Annotated in this window: 13 protein-coding genes and 1 pseudogene; 8 read left to right on the top strand and 6 right to left on the bottom strand. The window is 57.8% G+C overall.

The window, feature by feature from the left end:
* Positions 1-30: 30 nt before the first annotated feature.
* The gene (locus LDZ28_RS28255; RefSeq protein WP_244831064.1) at positions 31-354 is read right to left on the bottom strand and encodes a DUF6566 family protein; all 324 of its coding nucleotides are present in this window, start codon (positions 352-354) and stop codon (positions 31-33) included.
* Positions 355-759: 405 nt separating this feature from the next.
* On the opposite strand from LDZ28_RS28255, the gene LDZ28_RS28250 reads away from it, so the two are divergent.
* Positions 760-900, top strand: coding sequence for a hypothetical protein (locus tag LDZ28_RS28250; protein ID WP_244831063.1), 141 nt, complete (start codon positions 760-762; stop codon positions 898-900).
* Positions 901-926: 26 nt separating this feature from the next.
* Here the strand turns inward: LDZ28_RS28250 and LDZ28_RS28245 are convergent, their stop codons facing one another.
* Together LDZ28_RS28245 and LDZ28_RS28240 are read right to left on the bottom strand one after the other, a co-directional pair.
* Positions 927-2,558 carry an NYN domain-containing protein gene (locus LDZ28_RS28245; protein WP_244831062.1) on the bottom strand — a complete coding sequence of 544 codons (1,632 nt, stop codon included), beginning with the start codon at positions 2,556-2,558 and terminating at the stop codon, positions 927-929.
* Between the two features lie 45 nt (positions 2,559-2,603).
* Positions 2,604-4,013 (bottom strand): replication initiation protein, encoded by a 1,410-nt coding sequence (locus tag LDZ28_RS28240; RefSeq protein WP_244831061.1) that lies wholly within the window; start codon positions 4,011-4,013, stop codon positions 2,604-2,606.
* Positions 4,014-4,649: 636 nt separating this feature from the next.
* Between LDZ28_RS28240 and LDZ28_RS28235 the strand changes: the two genes are divergently transcribed.
* The 3 genes from LDZ28_RS28235 to LDZ28_RS28225 all read left to right on the top strand — a co-directional run bounded on the left by LDZ28_RS28235 (position 4,650) and on the right by LDZ28_RS28225 (position 10,259).
* Complete coding sequence (locus LDZ28_RS28235; RefSeq protein ID WP_244831060.1) at positions 4,650-5,861, top strand: ParA family protein; 1,212 nt, start codon at positions 4,650-4,652, stop codon at positions 5,859-5,861.
* On the top strand, positions 5,858-6,835 hold the full coding sequence (locus tag LDZ28_RS28230) for a ParB/RepB/Spo0J family partition protein (RefSeq protein WP_244831059.1): 978 nt from the start codon (positions 5,858-5,860) through the stop codon (positions 6,833-6,835). The genes LDZ28_RS28235 and LDZ28_RS28230 overlap by 4 nt, the downstream gene beginning before the upstream one ends.
* A 2,173-nt stretch (positions 6,836-9,008) precedes the next feature.
* Positions 9,009-10,259, top strand: a complete 1,251-nt coding sequence (locus tag LDZ28_RS28225) for an IS256 family transposase (protein WP_244831058.1) — start codon at positions 9,009-9,011, stop codon at positions 10,257-10,259.
* Between the two features lie 1,342 nt (positions 10,260-11,601).
* Here LDZ28_RS28225 and LDZ28_RS28220 read toward each other — a convergent pair.
* The 3 genes from LDZ28_RS28220 to LDZ28_RS28210 all read right to left on the bottom strand — a co-directional run bounded on the left by LDZ28_RS28220 (position 11,602) and on the right by LDZ28_RS28210 (position 15,524).
* A complete protein-coding gene (locus LDZ28_RS28220) occupies positions 11,602-12,324 on the bottom strand; it encodes an OmpW family protein (RefSeq protein WP_370652291.1) in 723 nt (240 codons plus the stop codon).
* A gap of 102 nt (positions 12,325-12,426) precedes the next feature.
* Positions 12,427-13,161 carry a TenA family transcriptional regulator gene (locus tag LDZ28_RS28215; RefSeq protein WP_244831056.1) on the bottom strand — a complete coding sequence of 245 codons (735 nt, stop codon included), beginning with the start codon at positions 13,159-13,161 and terminating at the stop codon, positions 12,427-12,429.
* A gap of 8 nt (positions 13,162-13,169) precedes the next feature.
* Positions 13,170-15,524 carry an EAL domain-containing protein gene (locus LDZ28_RS28210; protein WP_244831055.1) on the bottom strand — a complete coding sequence of 785 codons (2,355 nt, stop codon included), beginning with the start codon at positions 15,522-15,524 and terminating at the stop codon, positions 13,170-13,172.
* 525 nt (positions 15,525-16,049) lie between these two features.
* On the opposite strand from LDZ28_RS28210, the pseudogene LDZ28_RS28205 reads away from it, so the two are divergent.
* From LDZ28_RS28205 to LDZ28_RS28190, 4 genes and pseudogenes are all read left to right on the top strand, one after another.
* Positions 16,050-16,307, top strand: a pseudogene (locus LDZ28_RS28205) (H-NS histone family protein); the annotation flags it as partial.
* 48 nt (positions 16,308-16,355) lie between these two features.
* Complete coding sequence (locus LDZ28_RS28200) at positions 16,356-16,859, top strand: H-NS family nucleoid-associated regulatory protein (protein WP_244831929.1); 504 nt, start codon at positions 16,356-16,358, stop codon at positions 16,857-16,859.
* 198 nt (positions 16,860-17,057) lie between these two features.
* Positions 17,058-18,332: an extracellular solute-binding protein gene (locus LDZ28_RS28195; protein WP_244831054.1), complete on the top strand. Its 1,275-nt coding sequence runs from the start codon at positions 17,058-17,060 to the stop codon at positions 18,330-18,332.
* Positions 18,329-21,247, top strand: a complete 2,919-nt coding sequence (locus LDZ28_RS28190; protein ID WP_244831053.1) for an EAL domain-containing protein — start codon at positions 18,329-18,331, stop codon at positions 21,245-21,247. The genes LDZ28_RS28195 and LDZ28_RS28190 overlap by 4 nt, the downstream gene beginning before the upstream one ends.
* The last annotated feature ends 48 nt before the right edge of the window (positions 21,248-21,295 follow it).

The following is a 21,295-nucleotide window of genomic DNA, read 5'->3' as shown; positions in this document are numbered from 1 at the left end:
AGGGATGATGTTGTCGTAGGCGAAGCGGCTTCAACCGACGCGCACCACGACCGCTCCGGGCCGATGCTCGAGTTCGTCGTTGAACCAGGTTTGCGCGCGCTCGCGCTCGGCTACGTCGGAGTGGGAAGGATCGTTAAGAAAGCGATGCCGGATGGTGCGACGCGCCCACTCTATGCCGTCGCGTAGCGCTTCGTCGATGGTGCGCCACTCCGGCTGCGTGGTCTGCGGCCATTCGTCGATGACGGACGCGCCATCGCGACGAACGTCGATATCCGCGACCCACGCTTCGCGCTCGTTGCGCTTGGCGCGCACGGAAATCTCGAACCCTGCATAAACGTCAACGGCTGACTCCATGGCTTCCTCCACTCGGCATACATGGACATGGTTGAAGTGCGTCGTGCCGCCGTCTTTTTCCTGCTGATGACGAAGCGGTGAACGAAATTCTAGATTACAACAAGTTCGTGAAAATGACGTTGAAACGTGCACTCGGTTTGTTGCCGCAGCCCTATGGAAAATCATTGTACGGATGGACGCATGATTTATTACTTCGTCATACGAATCAGTTTCGGCGGGAAGGAAGCCGCCTTCGATTCACGCTTTCATTGCGCGACCGGAATCCATCGCGCGTCACTTCGCGCTTGAAAGAGCCCTTTGTGTATCTCGACGATGAATGCGAACGTCAGTCTATTCGTCGTGTTCGTTGGCGGTGCGCGTCTCGTTGCGCAAGTGCCGCCCGAATAAAATCGGGGCGACAAAACGATGAAGCGTTTCGTCATTCCCCTCATCGTGCTCGCGGTGTTGATTGCGTTGCTTTCGATGAACTCGCGGCGCTTGCCGTCAGCGCTCATCGACTGGGCTTCGAGAGCGATTGAAGTGGTCAGCGACGAAGTCGTGTGCTGAAACGACTCCGTCTCGACTGAGGTTGCTTACTGCTCGTCGGTTGGCGTGGTGGCTTTGCGCGACCGGCTCGTGCGTGACGTCGTTTTGCGCGCTTTTTTTGCGGGCTTCGGAATGTCGGTTGCATCGCCAGGCTGCACGAAAACGCCTGTATCCGAGGACGCGGCAGCGCTTTCGGCAGCGGCCTTCTTTGCAGCGGTCTTTCGCCCGCCGCGTCGGCTCGCTGAGGGCTTCTTCTCAGTGTGAGATGCAGCGGTGGGTTCCTGGTTAATCGGCGCGGCGGGTTCGTCGGTGACTTCAGACGCGTCGTTATCACTCGATGCGCGACGCTGCGCGTCTCTTCGGCCATTACGCTTGCCCCGCCCGCGTGGATAGCCCGTGGGTTCGTCGGCCAGTGCGGACGCGTCGTTGTCAGGCGACGCTTGCAAGTGCTCCGACGCGTCTTCGCGACTATCGTGATCGCCGGGTACGACTGCGTGGCCCGCGACTTCTAACGTGTCGTCGTCAGCCGAAGCGCGTGCGAATTCGGGCGCAGGACGCTGCGAGCCCCGGCGATCATTTCGCCTGCCACGTCCACGCGAATGGTGGCCCGAGGGTTCGTCGGCAGTTGCGAGCGCGTCGTTGTCAGCCGACTCTTGCGCGGGATATTGCGCGTCTTCGCGGGTATGCTCCGTGAATTCATCCACGACTTCGAATGCGTCGTCATCGGCCGAAGTTTGCACGGCCTCCGCAACGGCATGCTGCTTGTCCTTACGGCCGCCACGCTTATCGCGTCGGCGCTGATTGCCCTGAGGCTCCGCCACCGATGCCGCCACCGCTTCTCCCTGCCCCGCATCCGCGCTCACCGTCTGGGCCGCACGAAAGACAAAAGAGCCGGACTTGTCATCGCGACCGACTTCCAGCAGACCGCGCGAACGCGCCTCGTCGAGCAGATTCCCAAACGCGCGAAAGCCATAATGCGATTCGCTAAACCCCGGCTTGCGACGCTTGATCGCACTCTTGAGCACCGACGCCCAAATCTTTTCGCCCTCGCCTCGCTCGGACACCAGCGCCTCGAACGTCTCCACGGCGATCGCGACCGCCTGCGACTTGCGCGCGTCGGGCTCCTGCTTGGGCTGCCGGTCGGCATCGGCGGGACGCTTGGTTGCCACGTTCGCCTCGCGTTTGGCGAGCGCGCGCTGCTGCTCGCGCACGAGGTCGTCGTAGAAAATGAATTCGTCGCAATTGGCGACGAGCAAGTCGGAGGTCGAGTTTTTCACCCCCACGCCGATCACCTTCTTCGCGTTCTCTCGCAACTTCGAGACGAGGGGCGAGAAGTCCGAGTCGCCGCTGATGATGACGAACGTATCGACGTGCGACTTCGTGTAGCAAAGGTCGAGCGCATCGACGACGAGCCGGATATCGGCTGAATTCTTGCCCGACTGCCGCACGTGCGGAATCTCGATCAGTTCGAAACTTGCCTCGTGCATCGCGGACTTGAAGCCCTTGTAGCGATCCCAGTCGCAATAAGCCTTCTTCACGACGATGCTGCCTTTGAGGAGCAATCGTTCGAGCACGGGCTTGATGTCGAACTTTTCGTACTTCGCGTCGCGCACGCCGAGTGCGACGTTTTCGAAGTCGCAAAAGAGCGCCATGCTGACGCTATCCTGATTCGCGGGCATACAGCTTCCTGGTGAGACGCGGGAGCGCTGTCCCGCTGGCATCGGTCACGCTGGCTTCAAGCCCGCTCTGACCTTCTTCATCTTGTTGAAAACGTGCGAGCAGAATGCATCCGCGACCACGCGATTGACGGTGAGGATATTGTCGGCGCTCAGGGTTTCACGCGAGACGCCCTGCTTCTCGATGAGACGCTGCGGAATCAGTTGACTCACGAACGACTGACACAGTTCCCGCCGCAGCGGCGCATCGGCGGCTTCGAAAAACTCGCGGCCCGCCTTCGTCTCTTCGACCATCTTTGCGCGGGCCGTGTCGTTCTGAGCCTGGATGCTGGCTTCGAGCTGCGCTTGCGCGTCGGTGTGATCGCGGCGCGTCTTCTTGTCGTCTTCGAGTTGCTTCGCCTTGATCGACGCCATCTTGCGATCCGCCTCGCCGATCCGGTAATTGCCCTCGAGCGCCTTGAACAGATAGCCGCGCGGACTGACCGTGACCTTGCCTTCGTTCAGCTTGAAACGCGTGTATTCGATAGCTTGCTGAAGACGCTCGTCGGTCCAGAGGTCGCGGCGGCTCGCGAGGCGCTCGAAGTCGGGGGTGTCGAAGGCGAATTCGTTGTGGAGCACGAGATACATCGAGTCCTGAATGCCGGCTCGGGCTGCATCGGCGCCCTGCTTCTTCGTGAAGCGAAAGCGAATCTTCAGCTTGTCGCCCGATACGCGTTCCGCATTGGGTTCCCAGCTGACATCGAAATCAGATACTTCATTGAGCTGATCGATGGCGGGTTCGAGAAAGCGCTTCTTGAACTCCTTCACCTCTTTTCGCGATTCGCCGACCTTGCCGGGCCACTCGATCACTTCCGAGAACGGAAACCATTCGGTCACGCCGTGCCCTTCGCAGGGAATCAGACGGTCGTAGATGGCGCGCGCAAGCGACAATGAAAATGCCGTCGATGCGCGCAAGCTCAGCCAATGCGCCTTGTACGGGCTGATCAGATACTTGATGACGCGCCCCGCCAGCAGAATGCAAACGACGTTGCGCTCGATATAGCAGTCGCCGAGCAGACTGATGGTGCCCCACGAATCCTTCTCGGTGAGTTCTTCGATAGACGGCGCCGTCATGATTTCGACCCGCGCCCGTGCCGCCGAGCGCATTTGCGCGATCAGGTGGCTATGGTTGCGGCTGTCGTAGCGCATCAGCCACTTGAAGTAGTTGATGTCGGCTGTGAAGGTGTAGACCTTGTCGTCGATCAGTTCATCGGGCGCTTTGGTGGCCACGATGAAGTAGGCGGCGTCCAGCACGCGGCGTGCGGCGATGCCGAGGCCACCGACCCGCGTGAAAATGTTGTTGCGCAGAAAGCCTATGTCCCTCGTGGACTCGCAAATAGCCGAGCCTTGCGAGGACATGTCTTCGTAGATGTCCAAGGCGAGTTGCTGCGGCGTAGCGGTGAGGTCCTGAGCTTGCATGCGTTTGGTTCGGTTCGATTCCCCGGCACTCTATCAGGCGACAAAGGCGTGTCAACACAAAAACCACCCCGGCTTGCGTGCGAAGCGATCCGCACAAAAAGCGCCCCGGCAGTCGGACGGCTTGCCCAATTTCCGCCCTGCCGCCCACAATTTCCGCCCTGTCGTTCACATTTTCCGGCCTATCGCGCACAAAAACCGCCCTGTACAGCACAAAAAGCGTCCCTATCCACAGGGGTGATCTTTGATTCGAAACGGTTCTTCGGTCTCTGTTTGTAGGTTTGCGGGTTAAAGTTTACAAAAGAACAAAACAAACCGGATTTTGAGGAAAATAGGAATCTTCGAATTTTGGTATATAAGTCCTTGAAATCATTGATTAAGTCGTGTTGCACAAAAAGCGACCCCGAGGTGGTTTTTGTGCAGGCGTTCTAAGGTGGACGATGTGTGCGGGCGTCATTGGTCAAGATTAGGCATTGGCGACAAAGTTTGACGCGTCTTCGGCGACAATAAATCGCTAATAAACAAGGAGTTAGGCCGTGCGTGTGTCTGTGTGCGATTAGCTCCGATTTTCGCTACAACCTTGTTTACGCGTTATCGTGTATTCTGCGCTTCGACATCAAAACAAGGAGGAAGCGCAGAATGGCCAACGTAGGCACCCTACCGATGGAAGACCGCAGGGTCACGCTTCGCGAAGTCGCGGAGTTCGCCGATAACCTCGAACCCTTCTCGGACAATCTTCGCGAACAGATCCTAGCGCCTCGTCCGCGTAAACTTGCGCCGTATTACACGATCGGCGAGCTTGCGGAGATGTGCAATCTAACGCGGCAGCAAATTCAGTATCTTGTAACCAAGGGCGAAGGCGGCTTGCCGCAAGGCACGCTCAACGGCAACGGCCGCAGCCGTACGTTCACGCTGCCCGAGGTTCGTCTGTGGGTGAAGATGGCGTCCGATATCTATCAGACTCGTCTCGCGGATGGTGAAAGCGATTTCCGAGGGAAAGTGCTGACGACTGCTCAGCTCAAAGGCGGCTCTGCTAAGACGACGACGACTGTATGTCTCGCGCAGGCATTGACGCTGTTAGGACGCAAGGTACTGCTCGTTGACTTGGATCCGCAAGCATCGGCTTCCGAGCTTTGCGGACTCTACGCCGAGAAAGAAATCTCCGGAGACGACACCGTGCTCCCCTACATATATGACCAGAATGTCGAAGGCGGTCTGGGCGCGAGCGTTCAGTCGACCTATTGGGATGGACTCGACATCATTCCAGGTCACACGTTCCTCTATGGCGCGGAGTTCTTGCTTCCTGCACGTCAGAAGACGATCCAGGGATATCGCTTCTGGGCGGTTCTCCGTGAAGGTCTTGAGCCTCTGAAGGCGCAGTATGACTACATACTGATCGATACGTCGCCGTCGCTCTCGTATATGAATCTGAACGCGTTGCTCGCAGCGGATGCGCTTGTCATGCCGATGATTCCCGAGAACCTCGACTTCATCAGTTCGCTCGCATTTTGGCGTCTGTTTTCGGATGTCGCGGAAGACTTTTTGCCCTATGAGGAAGACAAGGTTTATGACTTCATTTCGATCTTGTTGTCCAAGGTCGATTACGGGAAGACGTCTTCGGCTCCGGTCGTTCGTCAGTGGGCACAGAGTGCGTATGGACGGTGGCTCGATCCATTCGAAATCCCGGCAAGTTCTGTCATGAGTGGAGGCGCTTTGTCCTTTTCGACTGCGCTCGATGTAGTGAGTACGCACTCGATCGCCAAGTCGCTTCAGCGTGTTCGTCAGCCGATGATGCAGTATGCCAAGTGGCTAGATGACATGTTCGTCAAATCCTGGAAGGAGTCGGCATGAGCAATAACATCAGAGAACAACTCATGGCCAAGACGGCCAACTTGCCGAAGCCGGCAGACTTCAAAGGCGAGACGAAGAAGGACAAGTCGGCGCGCGGTCCGCAAACCATGCCGGGAATTACGAGTGCCTTGGCTGCGGCCCAACTGCGGATTCAGGAGTTGGAGGGGAAGGGCGTCGAGACTGAGATTCCGGTGAGTGAGATCGTACCGAATCCTTGGCAGCCTCGTCGGCAGTTCAACGAAGCCAAGCTCTCGGAGCTAGCACGTTCTATCGATGAGGTCGGCTTGCTGCAGGCCGTTACCGTCCGTCGTTTGGGTGATGGGTTTCAGTTGGTTGCGGGCGAGCGGCGGCTTCGCGCTCACAAGCTGATCAATCGCGAGAACATCAGGGCGGTCGTGATCGAGTGTTCGGATCAAGACATGGCGGCGCTTGCGCTGATGGAAAATGTCACGCGAGATGATCTTTCCGATTATGAGATCGCAATCTCGATTCGACGGGCTGAAGCTGAGTTTCCTAATCGAACCCGACTCGCGCAAGCGATGGGTATCTCGCGTAGCGACCTATATCGTTTTCTGGCCTATGACGATCTGCCGGATTTCGTTAAGCGTGACCTTGATTTGAATCCGGCGGTGTTGGGTGCTTCATCGGCACAAGATACGGTTAATGCGCTCAAGAAGACCGGTGAATCTGGAGTGCGGGCCCTCGAAGAATTGTGGCCGCAGGTTGTGTCGGGTGATCTAGTTCAAACAAAGCTCGCGGCTAGTTTGAGCGCGCAGGCGGGACAGCGTGGTTCTTCTACGGATGCCGGCGGAAGAAGCATTTTAAAGATTTTCGCGGGGAAGGTTCAGGCTGGAAGCATTACCAAAGACGTGAAGGGACTTACGTTTAAGTTCAAGTCTGGTGTGATGACCGAGGAACAGGAAAGTCAGCTTAGGGAACATATTGGGAAAATGTTTTCGATTCGGTCGGAGTGATGTTTAAGTCTCTTTAACCCGCCGCTGGCGGGTTTTTTTTCGCACGAAGCTTTTGTACTTTAGCGAGAGCCATCCCAAAGTCGCATCGAAGTGTCCGAATTCGGACAGTGTTCGGAATACGCGTGCGCACTTCAGCGTACGAAGACATTTTTTGCAAGTGGGTCCACACTCGCTCGGGTGCGGCGACTATCGCTTCGCAGTCTCATGTGCTTCCTGCGCATTGTCGACGCGTTAGAGCACGGAGGTTCTAACAATTTCTCGCGATGAGTGCGGAAAGGTTACTCGCCGTTGTGAGATGAATGTACACGCGAAATAGATCGTCTGTTTCCGCGAGGCAAAATGTTTCGACAGACGCTGCCGGCTCAGCGAGCATCAGCGTGGCGCCTGCCGGTGGTCCCCCTCCGCTACCCTGCCGGCGTCGATGTGGACGCTCGCAAACACTCTGATGTCCAACAATACTTTAAGCAAATTCGAGTTGAAGAGACCTCCGCACCACCGGTACGAGGCGCCGTTCCGCTGGTACGAAGCAACAACTAATGAGCAATTCTAGCGAGCGCTTTAGTTAGCGTGCAGCGCACTCCTCTCACTTTGCCCGCGCTTCTCATGACTGTCCGAATTCGGACAGTTTCGTCCGCGAACGAAGTTTGCAGATTAGGACACACGTGCCAGTCCACGATCGCGCGCCATCGCGAAGACACAATTTACGGTGCAGGACGGATGACGCCACGCTCGCAAAATCTCGAAGCATTGACATTGCGTGTATGCATAACTTTAGGCGATAGCGCTCCGACCGTTATGGGGCGCAGCTGCACGCCGATGATTCCACACCACGGGCGAGGATCGAATGAGCGCTCTTGAGGCGCCCGACCTTGGGTGTCCGAATTCGGACAGGCAGCGAGAGAAGCTGATAAGCCTGATCTTGAGGCTTCTGCAACGCATGAGCGGACGCAGCAAAATGGCGCGATACGCGGACCAATTCGGGTGAAATAGTGTCCGAATTCGGACACGCGAACATGGGCTTGTAGGGTTCTTTCGTCCAAGAGGCATGCATGGTCATCCTCTTGCGCGACTTTGACGGTGGCTTTCCTGATGCTCGCAGATTCTTCCCCGAGTTTCGACGGCTATTAATCACCGGATCGCGCACGCGAAACAACAGGTGACTCACGCAATCCAGTGCACTTCACGGCATATGAAATCACGGCGCTGCTCAGGGTTCGTTGAGTAAGGCTGGTGGGCATGCGTCGGCCTGGCTTTCATCTCGCGCTAGCGTCGCGGCCATCACCGGGCGATAAGCAGATAAGGCAGCGAAACCTTCTGTGGTCGGATTGTTGCTCATTCGCGCGGCGGTAATTTCGCATCCGCGTTTAAGATCGCGTTCCTTAGCGCCGCTGCTTTTTCGTGTACATGAGGCAGTGCGGTCGGATACCTGTCGCTGACAAATGCTGCCAAAGTGTCTTGGACTACCAGTTGCCGTCTGATTGCGTCCACCTCCCAAGCCCTTGGCCGTCCTGCCCGCAGGGACGTAGCAATCGATCAAAATGGTGCTGATACTGCCGCGTACTCAATGAACCGGCCGAAACTGGAGGCGGTGCTTCGACCGGAAAAGATCGATTCCGGCATCCGGGAATAGGCGTCCGCGACGACGTTTACTAGTTCCGTCTAGTCGTTACGTAATGCAAGGAGAGCGCATCTAAAATCGATGATGTATGTGCCGCGACACGTTGAGATGACTGCTCATCCAAAGGGGGTACGAATATTCAAGCGAGTGGAGTGCTCGGAGTTATTTCGGCGATGTGTAAGTGACTGGACATTTAACTCAAGCGCTGCGTAGGAGACAAACTTCCCCGGCGTTGAATAAGTCGAAGCGTGTTCGAACGCAAACCCCAGGCGCATTCAATCTGCGCTCTGTCCGCTCCCACTGGCCAAAAGTGAAAGAAGTTTGAGCGTGCAATCGCAACTATGTGCATAACCGCAATATCGACGTTATCTGCGTAAATCTAAGTCAACGACAAAATTCGCCGCCAACTCGAGTTGCGCTCGAGAAAAGGGGAGGAGTGGCAAAGAGCAGGCGCATTTGGTTGGCTGGGTTCGAGTGTTTTTACCTCCACGCCCTTGCCGAAGGGACTGTCAGCAATTTTGTGTGTGAGGCTACCATTATGGAAATGGAGCCGTTATGCCACGCAAACCCAAGACACCGCCACGAGAACTGCCGTCAATCCCTAAAGAGCTGCTCGACCAATTGGCCTCAGGCCCGATGACGGCGGGTGCAATTGAGGATCTGTCCGCCGCTTTAAAGAAGGCGCTCATCGAGCGCGCTCTGGGGGCTGAACTCGGTCAGCATCTGGGCTACGAGCCCGGGGCTGAGAAGCCGGCTACGGCCACGAATCAGCGCAACGGGCACAGCGCCAAAAAGGTGCTGACATCCGATGGCCCGCTACACTTGCAGATTCCGCGAGACCGTGATTCCACCTTCGAACCGATCCTCATCCCGAAGCACGAGCGCCGTTTTACGGGCTTCGACGACAAGATTATCGCCCTGTACGCGCGCGGCATGACGGTGCGCGAGATTCGGGCGTTTTTGCAGGAGCAGTACGGCACGGAGGTGTCGCCGGAGTTCATTAGCTCGGTCACCGACGCCGTCATGGACGAGGTGCTTGTCTGGCAGAGCCGTCCGCTCGAGCCGATGTATCCGGTGGTCTTCTTCGACGCTTTACGGGTAAAAATCCGTGCAGACGGCTTGGTGCGCAACAAAGCGGTCTGTCTAGCCCTGGGCGTCCTGCCGGACGGTTCTCGCGATATTCTGGGCCTGTGGATCGAGAACACCGAAGGCGCCAAGTTCTGGATGAAGGTCTTTAATGACTTGAAGACGCGCGGCGTTCATGACATCCTGATCGCCGTCACCGACGGCCTGCAAGGCATGGAGCAAGCGCTTGGAGCCGTGTTCCCGAAGACAACGTTGCAGACTTGCATCGTGCACCTGATTCGCAGCAGTCTGGACTACGCGAACTGGAAGGACCGCAAGCCGTTGGCCGCCGCGCTCAAGCCGGTGTACACCGCACCCAGCGCCGAAGCCGCTGCTGCCGAACTCGATGCGTTCGACCAAGGCGAATGGGGTCGTCGCTATCCGACGGTGGCTGCGGCATGGCGACGGGTGTGGGAGCGTGTCATTCCCTTCTTTACGTTTCCGCCAGCAGTACGCAAGGTGATTTACACGACAAACGCACTTGAAAGCGTGAATGCAGGTTTGCGCAAGATCATTCGCACGCGCGGCCACTTCCCGAGTGACGAAGCCGCGACCAAGCTGCTGTGGCTGGTATTACGCAACATCACGGCAGGCTGGACGCGTGCCGCACACGACTGGAAAGCCGCCATGAACCAATTCGCGATACTGTACGAGGAGCGCTTCACGCATCCCTACGACTGAGATATCCTCAAACCGCTACCCGCTGAAAAGCGGGTTGCCTTAACTGCCTCAAACACAAAAAATCTGACAGTCCCTTGCCGAATAAGGTAGGTAAGAAACACTAGGAATGGATTCGCCTGCGCACCGGCATTGACATGCACGGCTACTTCCATGGAGCCAGCTTAGACGGCACCTCAGGTATGCCGCAACATCGCGACGCGAACGATGAATGCTTCACCGCATCAGAGAGACGAAATACCGCTGCACCTTCATGGAACAGCAAGGCAAAAAGCGACTGGCGGATCTAGCATTCAATGACAATGGCAGTCGGCGGCTTTGCGCCAAGTCGCCAACTACTTTCGCACAGCTTCGTATAACGTTGTAACGCTGCTAGGGAAGCGCGCCACGCGTGCAACATTTGCTTACTCTGTACTAGCCAGTCGATGGTTGATGGAAACGAAGACGGACGCCGGCTAGTTGGCGACCAAGGCATGATCCTGCAAAGGAAGAAAGCCTCTTAATCAAGGCCTGGCTAGCCGTCGATCGACCGAGCCACACCAGACTGGGGCTCGTATCGCGGAATGCTTTTGCACGCGTAGTCGGTTTAAACGATGATCACGATCAGGCGTCACGAACTTCACGCAGCAGAGAGTGCCGCGAAAGCCTCCAGACCGGTTTAACTCTCGACCATTAAACAGCTTCGCAGTCAAAAATCGCGTGATGAAATGCTGAGATATCGATGCATCTGCAAGCGCGCACAGTTGCGACCGTGAAACAATGTCGTCTCCCTGGGAATTCAAATTATTCGTTTTAAATCAGTTAGTTAAGCGTATGAATGCAAGTTGTTTCACGCAACTATGCAGCTTTTGGCCGGTCAGAACTAGCTGAGTTAGCAAAACCTGAATGGAAAACGACATCCAAGCGCATGACTTCAGTCCGACGTATCAAACAATACGCTTTTCGTATTTAAGTTCGAAAATGCGCAAGACGCCTCACATAAGCTCCGACGCGAATTAGCAACCGCTGATCGGCGAACCAACACATCTGCGGTCCAGCAAAAACAACCAAAGCTCTCGCTGACTCGCGCCTCGGTGCTTCGGAAAGTTGAACACCTACAGCGACAAACGCATCGGGCTTATTCAAAAAGTTCGTCGCTATACAAAGCCCTCGCGCGACGCTGATAAACCGCCGCTCATACCCAAGCACCCACCAAACCCAATCTGACCCACGAAGAATCAAAGCCCTAAACCAAAGCGACCACCATAACCACGAACAGCAACAACACACTCACCCCGTCGCTAAATCGCCACCCGCGCATACGTCATCAACCAACACAACATCAAACACGACAAACAACAACCCATCAAAACCGATACCCCACCGAAAGAAACGTCACGATCGGATCGAGCTTGATCTTCGATTCACTCCGCACCGTCCCCACCGCTGAATTCGTCGTCAACGTCGCTCGTGCCGACAGCCACATATAAGACACCGAAAACGCCGCCGACCAATGCTGCGTGAAGTTATAGGCAAAGCCCGCATTTACCACCGGCGCAAACGAACTGCTGATATGCGCCGTCGTCGGTCCAGTCAGCGCGGTTCCAAATTGCGGCGAGTAAAGAAACGCGCCATTTGACATCGCCGAACTGAGCTTTACATCCGAGAACCACACATAAGACGCGCCCGCGCCGACATAAGGCCGGAATTTGCTCTGCGCGCTCATGAAGTAGTACTTCAGCAAAAGGGTAGGGCTCCACTCGCGCGCCGTGCCGAGTTCGCCCAGGCGTCCGAGAGTGCCCTTGCCATCGAGATGAAATTTCGGCGCCACGCCGGCGATTCCCTCGACCGCAATGTGATCGGTGAAGAAGTAAGCCGCCGTGAGTCCGAGCGTGTCCGAGTTACTGACGGAAGCGCCCGCGCCCGGCGATGTCATCGATTGTCCGAGCGCCGAGATGTTGAACGGATCGCTCGAATCCTGCGGCGCAAAGTGCATCCAGCCGGCGTTGAGCTGAATATCCCCGGCGGCCTGTGCGTGTGCACCCGTCGCGCAAAGCGCCGCCATTGCCGCACATGCCATCAATTTGATCTTCATTCTGCTGTTCCAGATTCGGTTCGGATTACGGCCGAGCGCATCCGAACCGCTCAGGCAGCGCCTGCGGAACCGGAGCACCACAAAGGAAAGCAAGCCTCAAAAACAGCAGTCGAGGCTCACCTTGAAATACTCGTAACTCATCTCGATGCTGCGCTTGACCGCATGCACTTCATCGACGCCCGGTGCATTGCCGAGCAACGTCGCCACGATCTCCAGCGCTTCCCACGGATGCGCATCGTCGTAATGGGCGTGCAGGCTGAGCCAGCGCATCGCCTTGCGACGCATCGAAGGCGCAAAGCTCATTGCGTAGGTATCGGTGCTGCAAACCAGCGTGGACCATTCGCCCGTGACGCCTTCGATAGCGAAATTCGTCGCGGCGATGCTCGCAGCCAACGCATCCGTGCTGCTGCTTTTCCAGCACCAGTGGCTGAGCGCATAAGCGAGCGACGGGCCATTGCCCTTCATCAACGCGCGCTTGCTGACATCGTGAGCCGCGGCCCAATCGACCCAGTAATCCGCATGGTTTTGCTCGACGCGAATGTTGCGCGTCAGATAGCGACGCGCCAGATCTTCGCCGCGCGAATGTCCATAGCGCAGCTTCTGCAGGTTCATCGCCATGTATTGCGGAAACTGCTCGACGACCGGCCAGCCGTTCACGAGGAACGCTTCGGCCTGACGCGGTTCAAGACGCGCTTCACGCATCGCCGCGAAAATGGGATGGTCGACGACCCGTTGCTTGGCCGCATGTGTTTCAGCCAGGACATCCGCGAGCCATGCCGGATAGCTGGCAATGTCCTTGAGGTCACCAACCCGCTCAAAAGTGGGATCCAAAACTCCTCCTAGTTGATCGCAAGGAACTCGACGTTCTGCGCCCAGAGAGCCGGGCGGCCGACGTGAAAGCCCTGAACGAAATCGACGCCCATCGCGGCGAGTGCGCGCAAGATCGCTTCGCTCTCGACGTATTCCGCAATGGTCAAGCGTCCCATCGAATGGCCGATATCGTTGATTGCCGCCACCATGTCTCGGTTAACGGCATCCTTCAACATGTCCTTAATGAATCCTCCGTCGATCTTGATGTAGTCGACCGGAAGATGCTTCAAATAACCGAACGAGGACATGCCCGCGCCGAAGTCGTCGAGCGAGAACTTGCAGCCGCGGCTCTTGAGTTCGCGGATAAAACGCGCGGCCGTCGCGAGGTTGGCCACGGCCGTCGTTTCCGTCACTTCGAAGCAGATCGACGAAGGCGCGATATGGCTGACCGCGAACTGATCGTTCAAGAACTGCAGGAAGCGCTCGTCGCCAATGGAGGCGCCCGAAAGATTGATCGCGTACTGCACGCCCTCGTGATTTCCGGTCTTCGCGAGCACCGCGAACACGGCGCGCACGACCCATCGATCGATGGCGGACATGAGGCCATAGCGCTCGGCCGCCGGCATGAAGAAGTTCGGCGGAATGATCTTGCCGCCTTCGCCCACCATGCGCAGCAGCACTTCCACATGCCGTGGATGCGACTCGCAATGCTCGGGCGCAATCGCGCGAATCTCTTGCGCGTAGAGGCAAAAGCGATTGTTGGCGAGCGCGTCCTTGATGCGCCCGCACCACGACATCGCGCTTGCATGGCGCGTGAGTTCCGCGTCGCCGCGCAGCGCGAGATGAACGCGATCGCGTCCGCGTTCCTTCGCGAGATAGCAGGCAATATCGCCGAAGCGCATGGCGGTTTCGACATCGAGTCCCTTGAGATCGACGAGGCCGATGCTCACGCTCGTCGATAACGTGTGCGTCTCGCACGACCACTCGAACGCGGCTATTTCGCTGCGCAGACGTTCGGCGATCTGCAAGGCGTGGTTTTCGTGGCAGTCGAACATGAGCGCGGCGAATTCGTCGCCGCCCAGACGCGCGAGCGAATCTTCGTCGCGCAGACATTTTTTGATGAGCGCGGCCACTTCGCGCAGCATGGTGTCGCCGGCTGCGTGACCGTAGGTGTCGTTGACGACTTTGAACTGATCGAGATCGAGCATCATCAGCATGCAGGCGCGTTCGGTTGCGCTGTCCGCTTGCGGATCGAGCGATGCCGCGAGACGCCGTTCGAATTCCGTGCGGTTGAGCAGCCCCGTCAAGCCATCGTGCGATGCCTGCCACGAAAGGCTCGACACGTACTCGCGCTCGCGCGTCATGTTGCGCAAGAGCAGCACGACGCCGGTGATCGTTTCGGACGTATCGTGCACGAGCGACGTAATGGCCTGCACGACGGTTTCGACGCCATGCACGTTAGTCAGAATGAGATCGCCGCCCGGTTCTTCGCGATCCGCGCCGCGCAGCGCCTTCTCGATGAGATCGACAGGCCGTCTGTCCCATTCCCTGACGATGGTTACGAGATCCGTGAGCGGGCGCTTCACGCAAGCGGCGGCCTCGCGGCAAAGCAGGCGTTCGGCGGCGGGATTGATGAACTCGACCAGTCCCATCGGGCCGACTGAAATGACCGCTTCGCCAATCGACCCGAGTGTCGCTTTTGCGCGCGCCTCGCTTCGACGCAAGGCGTTTTCGGTGGCGATGCGTCCGGTGATGAAGCGCCGCGCGTACCACACCGACAGCGACACCAGAATGACGGCGACCAGCAGATTCAAGACGAACAAAAGCAGCGCGGTTTGCCGGAACGCGGCGCCGAGAACATCGGCGAAAGCGCGCGAGATTGGCGCGATGGACGCGTTGATGTTCCACACTTCGCCTGTCAGATAGTCCACTTCATTGCGCGCCGAAACGCCCGCCGCCTTCGCCGTGCGCAACTCGCGCGCGGCGACGGTCAACCGTTCGACGTAAAGATCGCCGCTCGTCCAGTAGCCGACGGCCTGCTCGAAGTAACTCGCGCGGCGAAACGTGCGAAAGACCCAGATCACCGAACCAACATCCGCGGGATAGACGCCGCTTTCAAGCAGCGCGGCGCGCGCCGTTTCGACATCGGGATGAGCACGGTCGAGCGCGAGCCGCGCGCGCTTCAAATTGAGCGGGATTGCAATCGAGCTTTCATATTGCCGATATGCCTCTTCGTCGCCCGTTTGCGCGTAGCGGATGAGATAGAACACGGCGTCTTTCTGGCCTTTCGACCAAGTGCTTTCGCCGCCGATATACGCGCGCACCGACGACATGATCGAAAGGCTCGTCGCCACGAGCGTGAGCAACGAGACCACCACGGCCACGAAGGGCCATGTCGTTCTGAACAGCTGTCGATTGGTTCGGGAGGCCGCAGGCATATCGAGCCTTTCTTTTCCGTTTTATTCCGGGGTGGGGCGATGCAGGTTTTGCCGCATGGCAGCCTTCTTGACCTCCGGCTAAGACTTTCTGCGCAGGAAAAGTCCTGTCGCTTCGAGTACTAACGGCACTTTCGGCGCAGAGTTGAGGCTCTAATTCGCAAGAGACATGGATGGGAATAATAGCCGCGAAGCTAGCGATTTTTTTTAATTCGTCAGAAGAAATAGTGGCAACCGTTTTATCGGGCGGTAAACCTTGCGAGGCGCGTCGTCCACGAGTGCGCGCTAAAAAATGCTTCGTCCTCTTTAGCGAAAACACGCTTTGGTTCGCGCAACGTTCACGTAAGCGAATCTTTATATGCGTGACGGGCAAGCTTAAAGTCCGGCGCCGCGTCATGGACTTTATGAAGCGAGCTTTTATGCGTCCCGATTTGATGGCATAGTTCAGCACAAACATTCCAAAGGAACTGCGCCATGACGACCATCAAGCAGATTCAATCGAGAATACAAAAGCTGCAAAAGCAGGCCGATGCCATCATCGCAAAGCAGGCGCAGAAGGTGGTCGACCAGATTCGCAATCTCATGCTCGAGCATGGGCTCACTACGTCCGACATTGAAAACGCCGCGCGCAAACGCAGACAGGGCACGGCGCTCGCATCGAAGGACACGGGCGATCAAACCGGGTCGGCTGGCAATAGCAAAGTCGCTGTCAAATATCGCAATCCGAAAACCGGCGAAACATGGAGCGGCCGCGCAAGACCGCCGAAATGGATTGCGAGCGTGAAGAATCGCAGCAAATTTCTGATCGATAAAAGCGAGGCTTTAGCGAGCAGTGTCGTCAAGACGGGCGCCAAAAAGCGCGCTTCCAGCAAAAACGCAGGCGTCGCGCAATATAGAGATCCCGAGAGCGGCGCGACTTGGACGGGACATGGCCGCGCACCTGGCTGGATCGCAAGCGCAAGCGATCGTTCTGTTTATCTAATCGGCAAAGCGGCTAAGACTGCTAAAAAAGCCGTGGAAAAGAAAGCGGCCGTCAAGAAAACCGCAGCAAAGAAAGCGGCTGTTAAAAAAACCGCCGTAAAGAAAACAGCGGCAAAGAAAACAGCGGTAAAGAAAACCAAAGCCAACGCGGCAAGCAAGACGGCACGCAAGGCGCCGACCGCGACAAAGCGCGTCGCGGTACCACGAAAGAAATCGGCCGCGAACAAACCGACTGGCGCTCTCGATCCGCAAAACGGCGCCGCATCGTCCACGCCCGAGAGCAACCAGGCGTCCGCGGCCTGAAGTCAACGAGCATCGCTGTCGCGCAATAGCGGCGCGTAGTCACTAAAGAACTGAAATTGTTTGCCGATAAGCAGTGCTGGTGCTGCATCGGCAAATTGCGTCGCAGCACCGCAGCCGATCCGGTCCAACAACAACACAAACACAACGAGCGAAGCGCAAGTGCGACGAATCGGGCTTGCTTCCCTGCTGGCGGGTTTCTTGAGCCTGATACTGCTGTCCTTCGCGGGCTGCCGTCAGGACGACCGCGCCACGTCCGCTGATCTCGCGAATGACGCGGCGGCCGCGCACGAGGTCACGACTATCTCCGCGCTCGTCTGGGCGCCCGACTGGACGGAAGAAATGCTCCAGATCGCGGCGCAATTCAGCAAGTTGAATCCCGACATCCGCGTGAACGTGCAGTTCATGATCGGCAATTCGGTTGAAGAAAATATCAAGCCGCGCGTGGCATCGGGCAATCTGCCGGATTTCGTGAGCGTCAATCCAAACGCTTACGCCGCCGAACTGGCCGATCAAGGCATTCTCGCGGATGTCGGGAATACGGCGGCTTGGAAAGCCATGCTCACGCCGCTCAAGAGCGATTGGACGAGCCGTCAAGGCCGGCACTTCGGCATATCCGGCGGCGTGGCGACGACGCTCATCTATTACAACGAGGCGATGTTCGCACTCGCCGGCATAAAACAGCCGCCGACAAATTTCCGCGAGTTTCTCGCCGCCTGCGCGCAACTCAAACGCGCGGGATTCACACCGATCATGTGGAACGGCGGTTTTCCGAACATGCTCGGTAATGGTCCTTTCGGCTCCGGCTTCGCGGATAACGTCGTAGTCCGCGATCCGGCATGGAAAGCGAGAATCGCGGACGGTACGCTCGATCTAAATACGCCCGAAGTCGCCGATATCTTCTCGAAGATTCTTTTATTGCCCGCGCGTCACTACGTGCAGGACGGCTATATGGCAACCGATTACGACGAAGGCATCCGTCTATTCAAGGACGGCGAAGTCGCAATGGCGTTTCATGGAAGCTGGGCCGCCGGTCTTTTGCTGCACGGCAATCCCTTCGAAGTCGGCGTATTCGTGCCGCCGTGGAATGCGCCGGGCAAGGAAGCGGTGCCGGTCGTCGGCAGCGAGACGGGCTTCGCGGTTTGCGAAACGGCCAATAAGGCGGCTGCCACGCGTTTCCTGGATTTCATCGCGGGCAAGGGCTTTTCGGTGATGCAGAGAAAACGCCGCAATATCGCGCCATTCACGCAGGCGTCGGACGCCAGTCTGAGCGATCCGAAAATTGCCGAATACACCGTCATGGTCAGTCATTACCCCGTGACATCCAGCCCGTATTATTCGGTGCTGCCGTCCAATTCGATCGAGCGGCTGCATCGTCTGATGCAGGATGTGCTGCTCGGAAAGATCACGCCCCGGCAGGCCGCGCGCCTCCTGGATGAGTCAGTCAAGAACGAAGCAAAGATGCATTACAAATGAGCTCAATCCTTGGTTCGCTACGACGCGCGTTCGAATTGCTGTCTCTAGATCTTTTGAGACGCGTCGAGATTCGCTATCGCCTTATCGCTGCATTCATTCTGGTTGCGCTGCTGCCCATTCTGATTTCGGGCTATATCTCCTACGTGGAATCGACGGCCGCGATCAAACAGAATGCGGAGATGTTTTCGAAGGAAGTGGTGAAGCAGGTATCGCGCAATATCGCGCTGCGCATGGAGCAACTGGAAACGGAAAGTGCATTGCTCGTGTTGTCGGATCGCGTGCAGGGTGCATTGACCAAGGCTGCGAATGGCAGCGCGAAGGAACGCAGCGAAGCGCGGCAGGACATGACGCGCCTCTTGCTGGATCACTATGGTTCGCTCGGTTATATCAACCAGAAGTATTTGCTGGATCAGCATAACCGCATCATGGATACACAGGCGTTCGCGCAATTGTCGCGCGGCGTCACGCGTCTAGTCGCTCAGGTGCCCGATCGTAACGGACGCCCTTATTGGGGCAGTTATGACGACGGCGTCGGCCAGCAAAATCTCGGCATGGTGCGCGCGATCTTTGGCAAGAACAACAATCGGCAAATCGGGAATCTCGTGCTGGTGATTCGCCCCGAGCATTTCTCGACGATCTTCTCCGACGTCGCGCTCGGCAACAAGACCGAAATCTATGTACTCGATGCCGGCAACAACAAGGTGATCGTGCGCGCGGAAGGCGGCGCAAGCACCGATGCATCCGCCGCGAAAGACCTCGTCGAGAAGATCGCGCACACGCGGGATGGCGCGCAGCCGAACGGCTTCGTGCCCTTCGAAGGCTCGCGGCAGGACCGCTATTTCGCGGCTTATACGCGCATTCCCGGCACCAACTGGTTCGTGGTCAGCACCATTCCCGAGGAGAAACTGACCGCGCAAGTGCAGTCCGTGCGCAACCAGATCATGCTGGTCGGTATTTCGGGCTTTCTGCTTTCGATCGTCCTCGCGTACTTCATCTCTTACAGCATCTCGGCGCCGCTCAAGGACCTCGTGCGCAAGATGAACGATGCCGGCACCGACGCAGGCGCGCCTTCGCAAGACCATACGGACGACGCGAAAGACGAACTCGGCCGGCTCGCGCAACGCTTCGAGAAAATGCGCGAAGCGATCAAGCAGAAGATCCAGAAGATCAACGAGATCAACACGACGCTCGAACAGGCTGTCATCGAACGCACGGCGGAACTGGTGACGCGCGAACAGGAATCGCGCACGCTCATCACGAACTCGCCGGACACGATCACGCGATACGACCGCAATCTGAGGCGTATTTATGCCAATCCGGCGTTCTGTGCGTGGACCGGGCGCAATCCTGGCGAACTGCTCGGCAGGCGGCCTTCCGAAATTCCGGGCGGTCCGAACGCGCAACTCTACGAGGAACGCGTACGCGAAGTGATTGCGAGCGCGCGAAGCGCGCAATTCGAACTGCGCGCGGTGACGAGCGACGGCGAGGAACAGTGCACGCACTTTCGCCTGACGCCGGAAATCGACTGGTCGGGCAAGGTAATCTCCGTGCTCGTGGTGGGCCGCGATATCTCCGAGCGCGTGGCTTTCGAAGCGACCATCTGGAAGCAGGCCAATTTCGATGCGCTCACGCATCTTCCCAACCGGCAGATGTTCCTGAGCCGGCTGGAATACGAAGCGCGCATGTCGCGTCTGTCGGGGCGGCGCATGGCGCTGATGTTGATCGACCTCGACCGCTTCAAGGAAGTGAACGACTCGCTTGGTCACGACACGGGCGATGTCCTGCTGATCGAAGCCGCGCGCCGCATCACGTCCTGCGTGCGCGGCACCGATACGGTCGCCCGTCTAGGCGGCGACGAATTCACGGTGATCGTGCCGAACGTGGATGACGACAGCGAAAGCATCGAAGAGATGGCGCGCACGATCATCGACACCTTGGCGGAGCCGTTCACGCTCGGTCCCGACGAGGCGTTCATTTCCGCAAGCGTGGGTGTGACGTTTTATCCGGACGATGCGGGCGAACTCGACGTGCTCTTCAAAAATGCCGATCAGGCGATGTACGCGGCCAAGAACGCCGGGCGCAATCGCTTCAGCTACTTCACGCCCGACCTGCAAGTGGCGGCGGAAAAGCGCCTGCGGCTTACGAGCGATCTGCGCACCGCCTTGGCCGAAGAGCAATTCCGCGTCTACTATCAACCGATCGTCGATCTCGCGACCGGGGAAATTCATAAGGCCGAGGCGCTGATTCGCTGGCTGCATCCGGAACGCGGCACCATCAGCCCGCTGGAGTTCATTCCGCTTGCCGAGGATACGGGGCTGATCGTGCCCATCGGCGACTGGGTGTTCAGGCAGGCGGCGCATCAGGCGCGCGACTGGCGCGAGCGCTTTCATCAAGACTTCCAGATCAGTATCAACATGTCGCCGGTGCAGATTCGGCACGACAGCCAGATTTGCACGGAGTGGTCCGACTATCTCGCCCGCCACGGCATGTCCGCGCAAAGCGTCGCGGTGGAGATCACCGAAGGTCTGTTGCTGCATGCCGAAGCAAACATCGACGAAAAGCTGCTGGCTTTCCGCGATGCGGGCATCCGCATTTCCATCGACGACTTCGGCACCGGCTATTCATCGCTGGCTTACCTGACGCGCTTCGACATCGATTATCTGAAGATCGACCGCTCGTTCGTGCACAACCTCGATTCCGACCGGGACAACCAGGCGCTTTGCGAAGCGATGGTCGGACTCGCGCACAAGCTCGGCCTGAAGGTGATTGCCGAAGGCGTGGAGACGATCGAGCAACGCGATTTCCTTGCGGCCGTGGGCTGCGATTTCGCGCAAGGTTTCCTATATTCGGAGCCCGTGCCGCCCGCGCAATTCGAGCTGCTGATGTGGCCCGACGCGGTGATCGTCGACGTTTGAACTTCACGAAGCGCCGGATAAACGGCGTGAAAAAGCCCCTAATCGGCG

The sequence above is a fragment of the Caballeronia sp. TF1N1 genome (assembly GCF_022878925.1).
Taxonomy (GTDB): Bacteria; Pseudomonadota; Gammaproteobacteria; order Burkholderiales; family Burkholderiaceae; genus Caballeronia.
This window is presented reverse-complemented; position numbering and strand designations above follow the sequence as displayed.

Excerpts from the sequence above, each read along its gene's own strand:
- LDZ28_RS28245 (WP_244831062.1), bottom strand. The coding sequence starts at position 2,558 with ATGCCCGCGAATCAGGATAGCGTCAGCATGGCGCTCTTTTGCGACTTC.
- LDZ28_RS28255 (WP_244831064.1), bottom strand. The coding sequence starts at position 354 with ATGGAGTCAGCCGTTGACGTTTATGCAGGGTTCGAGATTTCCGTGCGC.
- LDZ28_RS28190 (WP_244831053.1), top strand. The coding sequence starts at position 18,329 with ATGAGCTCAATCCTTGGTTCGCTACGACGCGCGTTCGAATTGCTGTCT.
- LDZ28_RS28240 (WP_244831061.1), bottom strand. The coding sequence starts at position 4,013 with ATGCAAGCTCAGGACCTCACCGCTACGCCGCAGCAACTCGCCTTGGAC.
- LDZ28_RS28230 (WP_244831059.1), top strand. The coding sequence starts at position 5,858 with ATGAGCAATAACATCAGAGAACAACTCATGGCCAAGACGGCCAACTTG.
- LDZ28_RS28235 (WP_244831060.1), top strand. The coding sequence starts at position 4,650 with ATGGCCAACGTAGGCACCCTACCGATGGAAGACCGCAGGGTCACGCTT.
- LDZ28_RS28250 (WP_244831063.1), top strand. The coding sequence starts at position 760 with ATGAAGCGTTTCGTCATTCCCCTCATCGTGCTCGCGGTGTTGATTGCG.
- LDZ28_RS28225 (WP_244831058.1), top strand. The coding sequence starts at position 9,009 with ATGCCACGCAAACCCAAGACACCGCCACGAGAACTGCCGTCAATCCCT.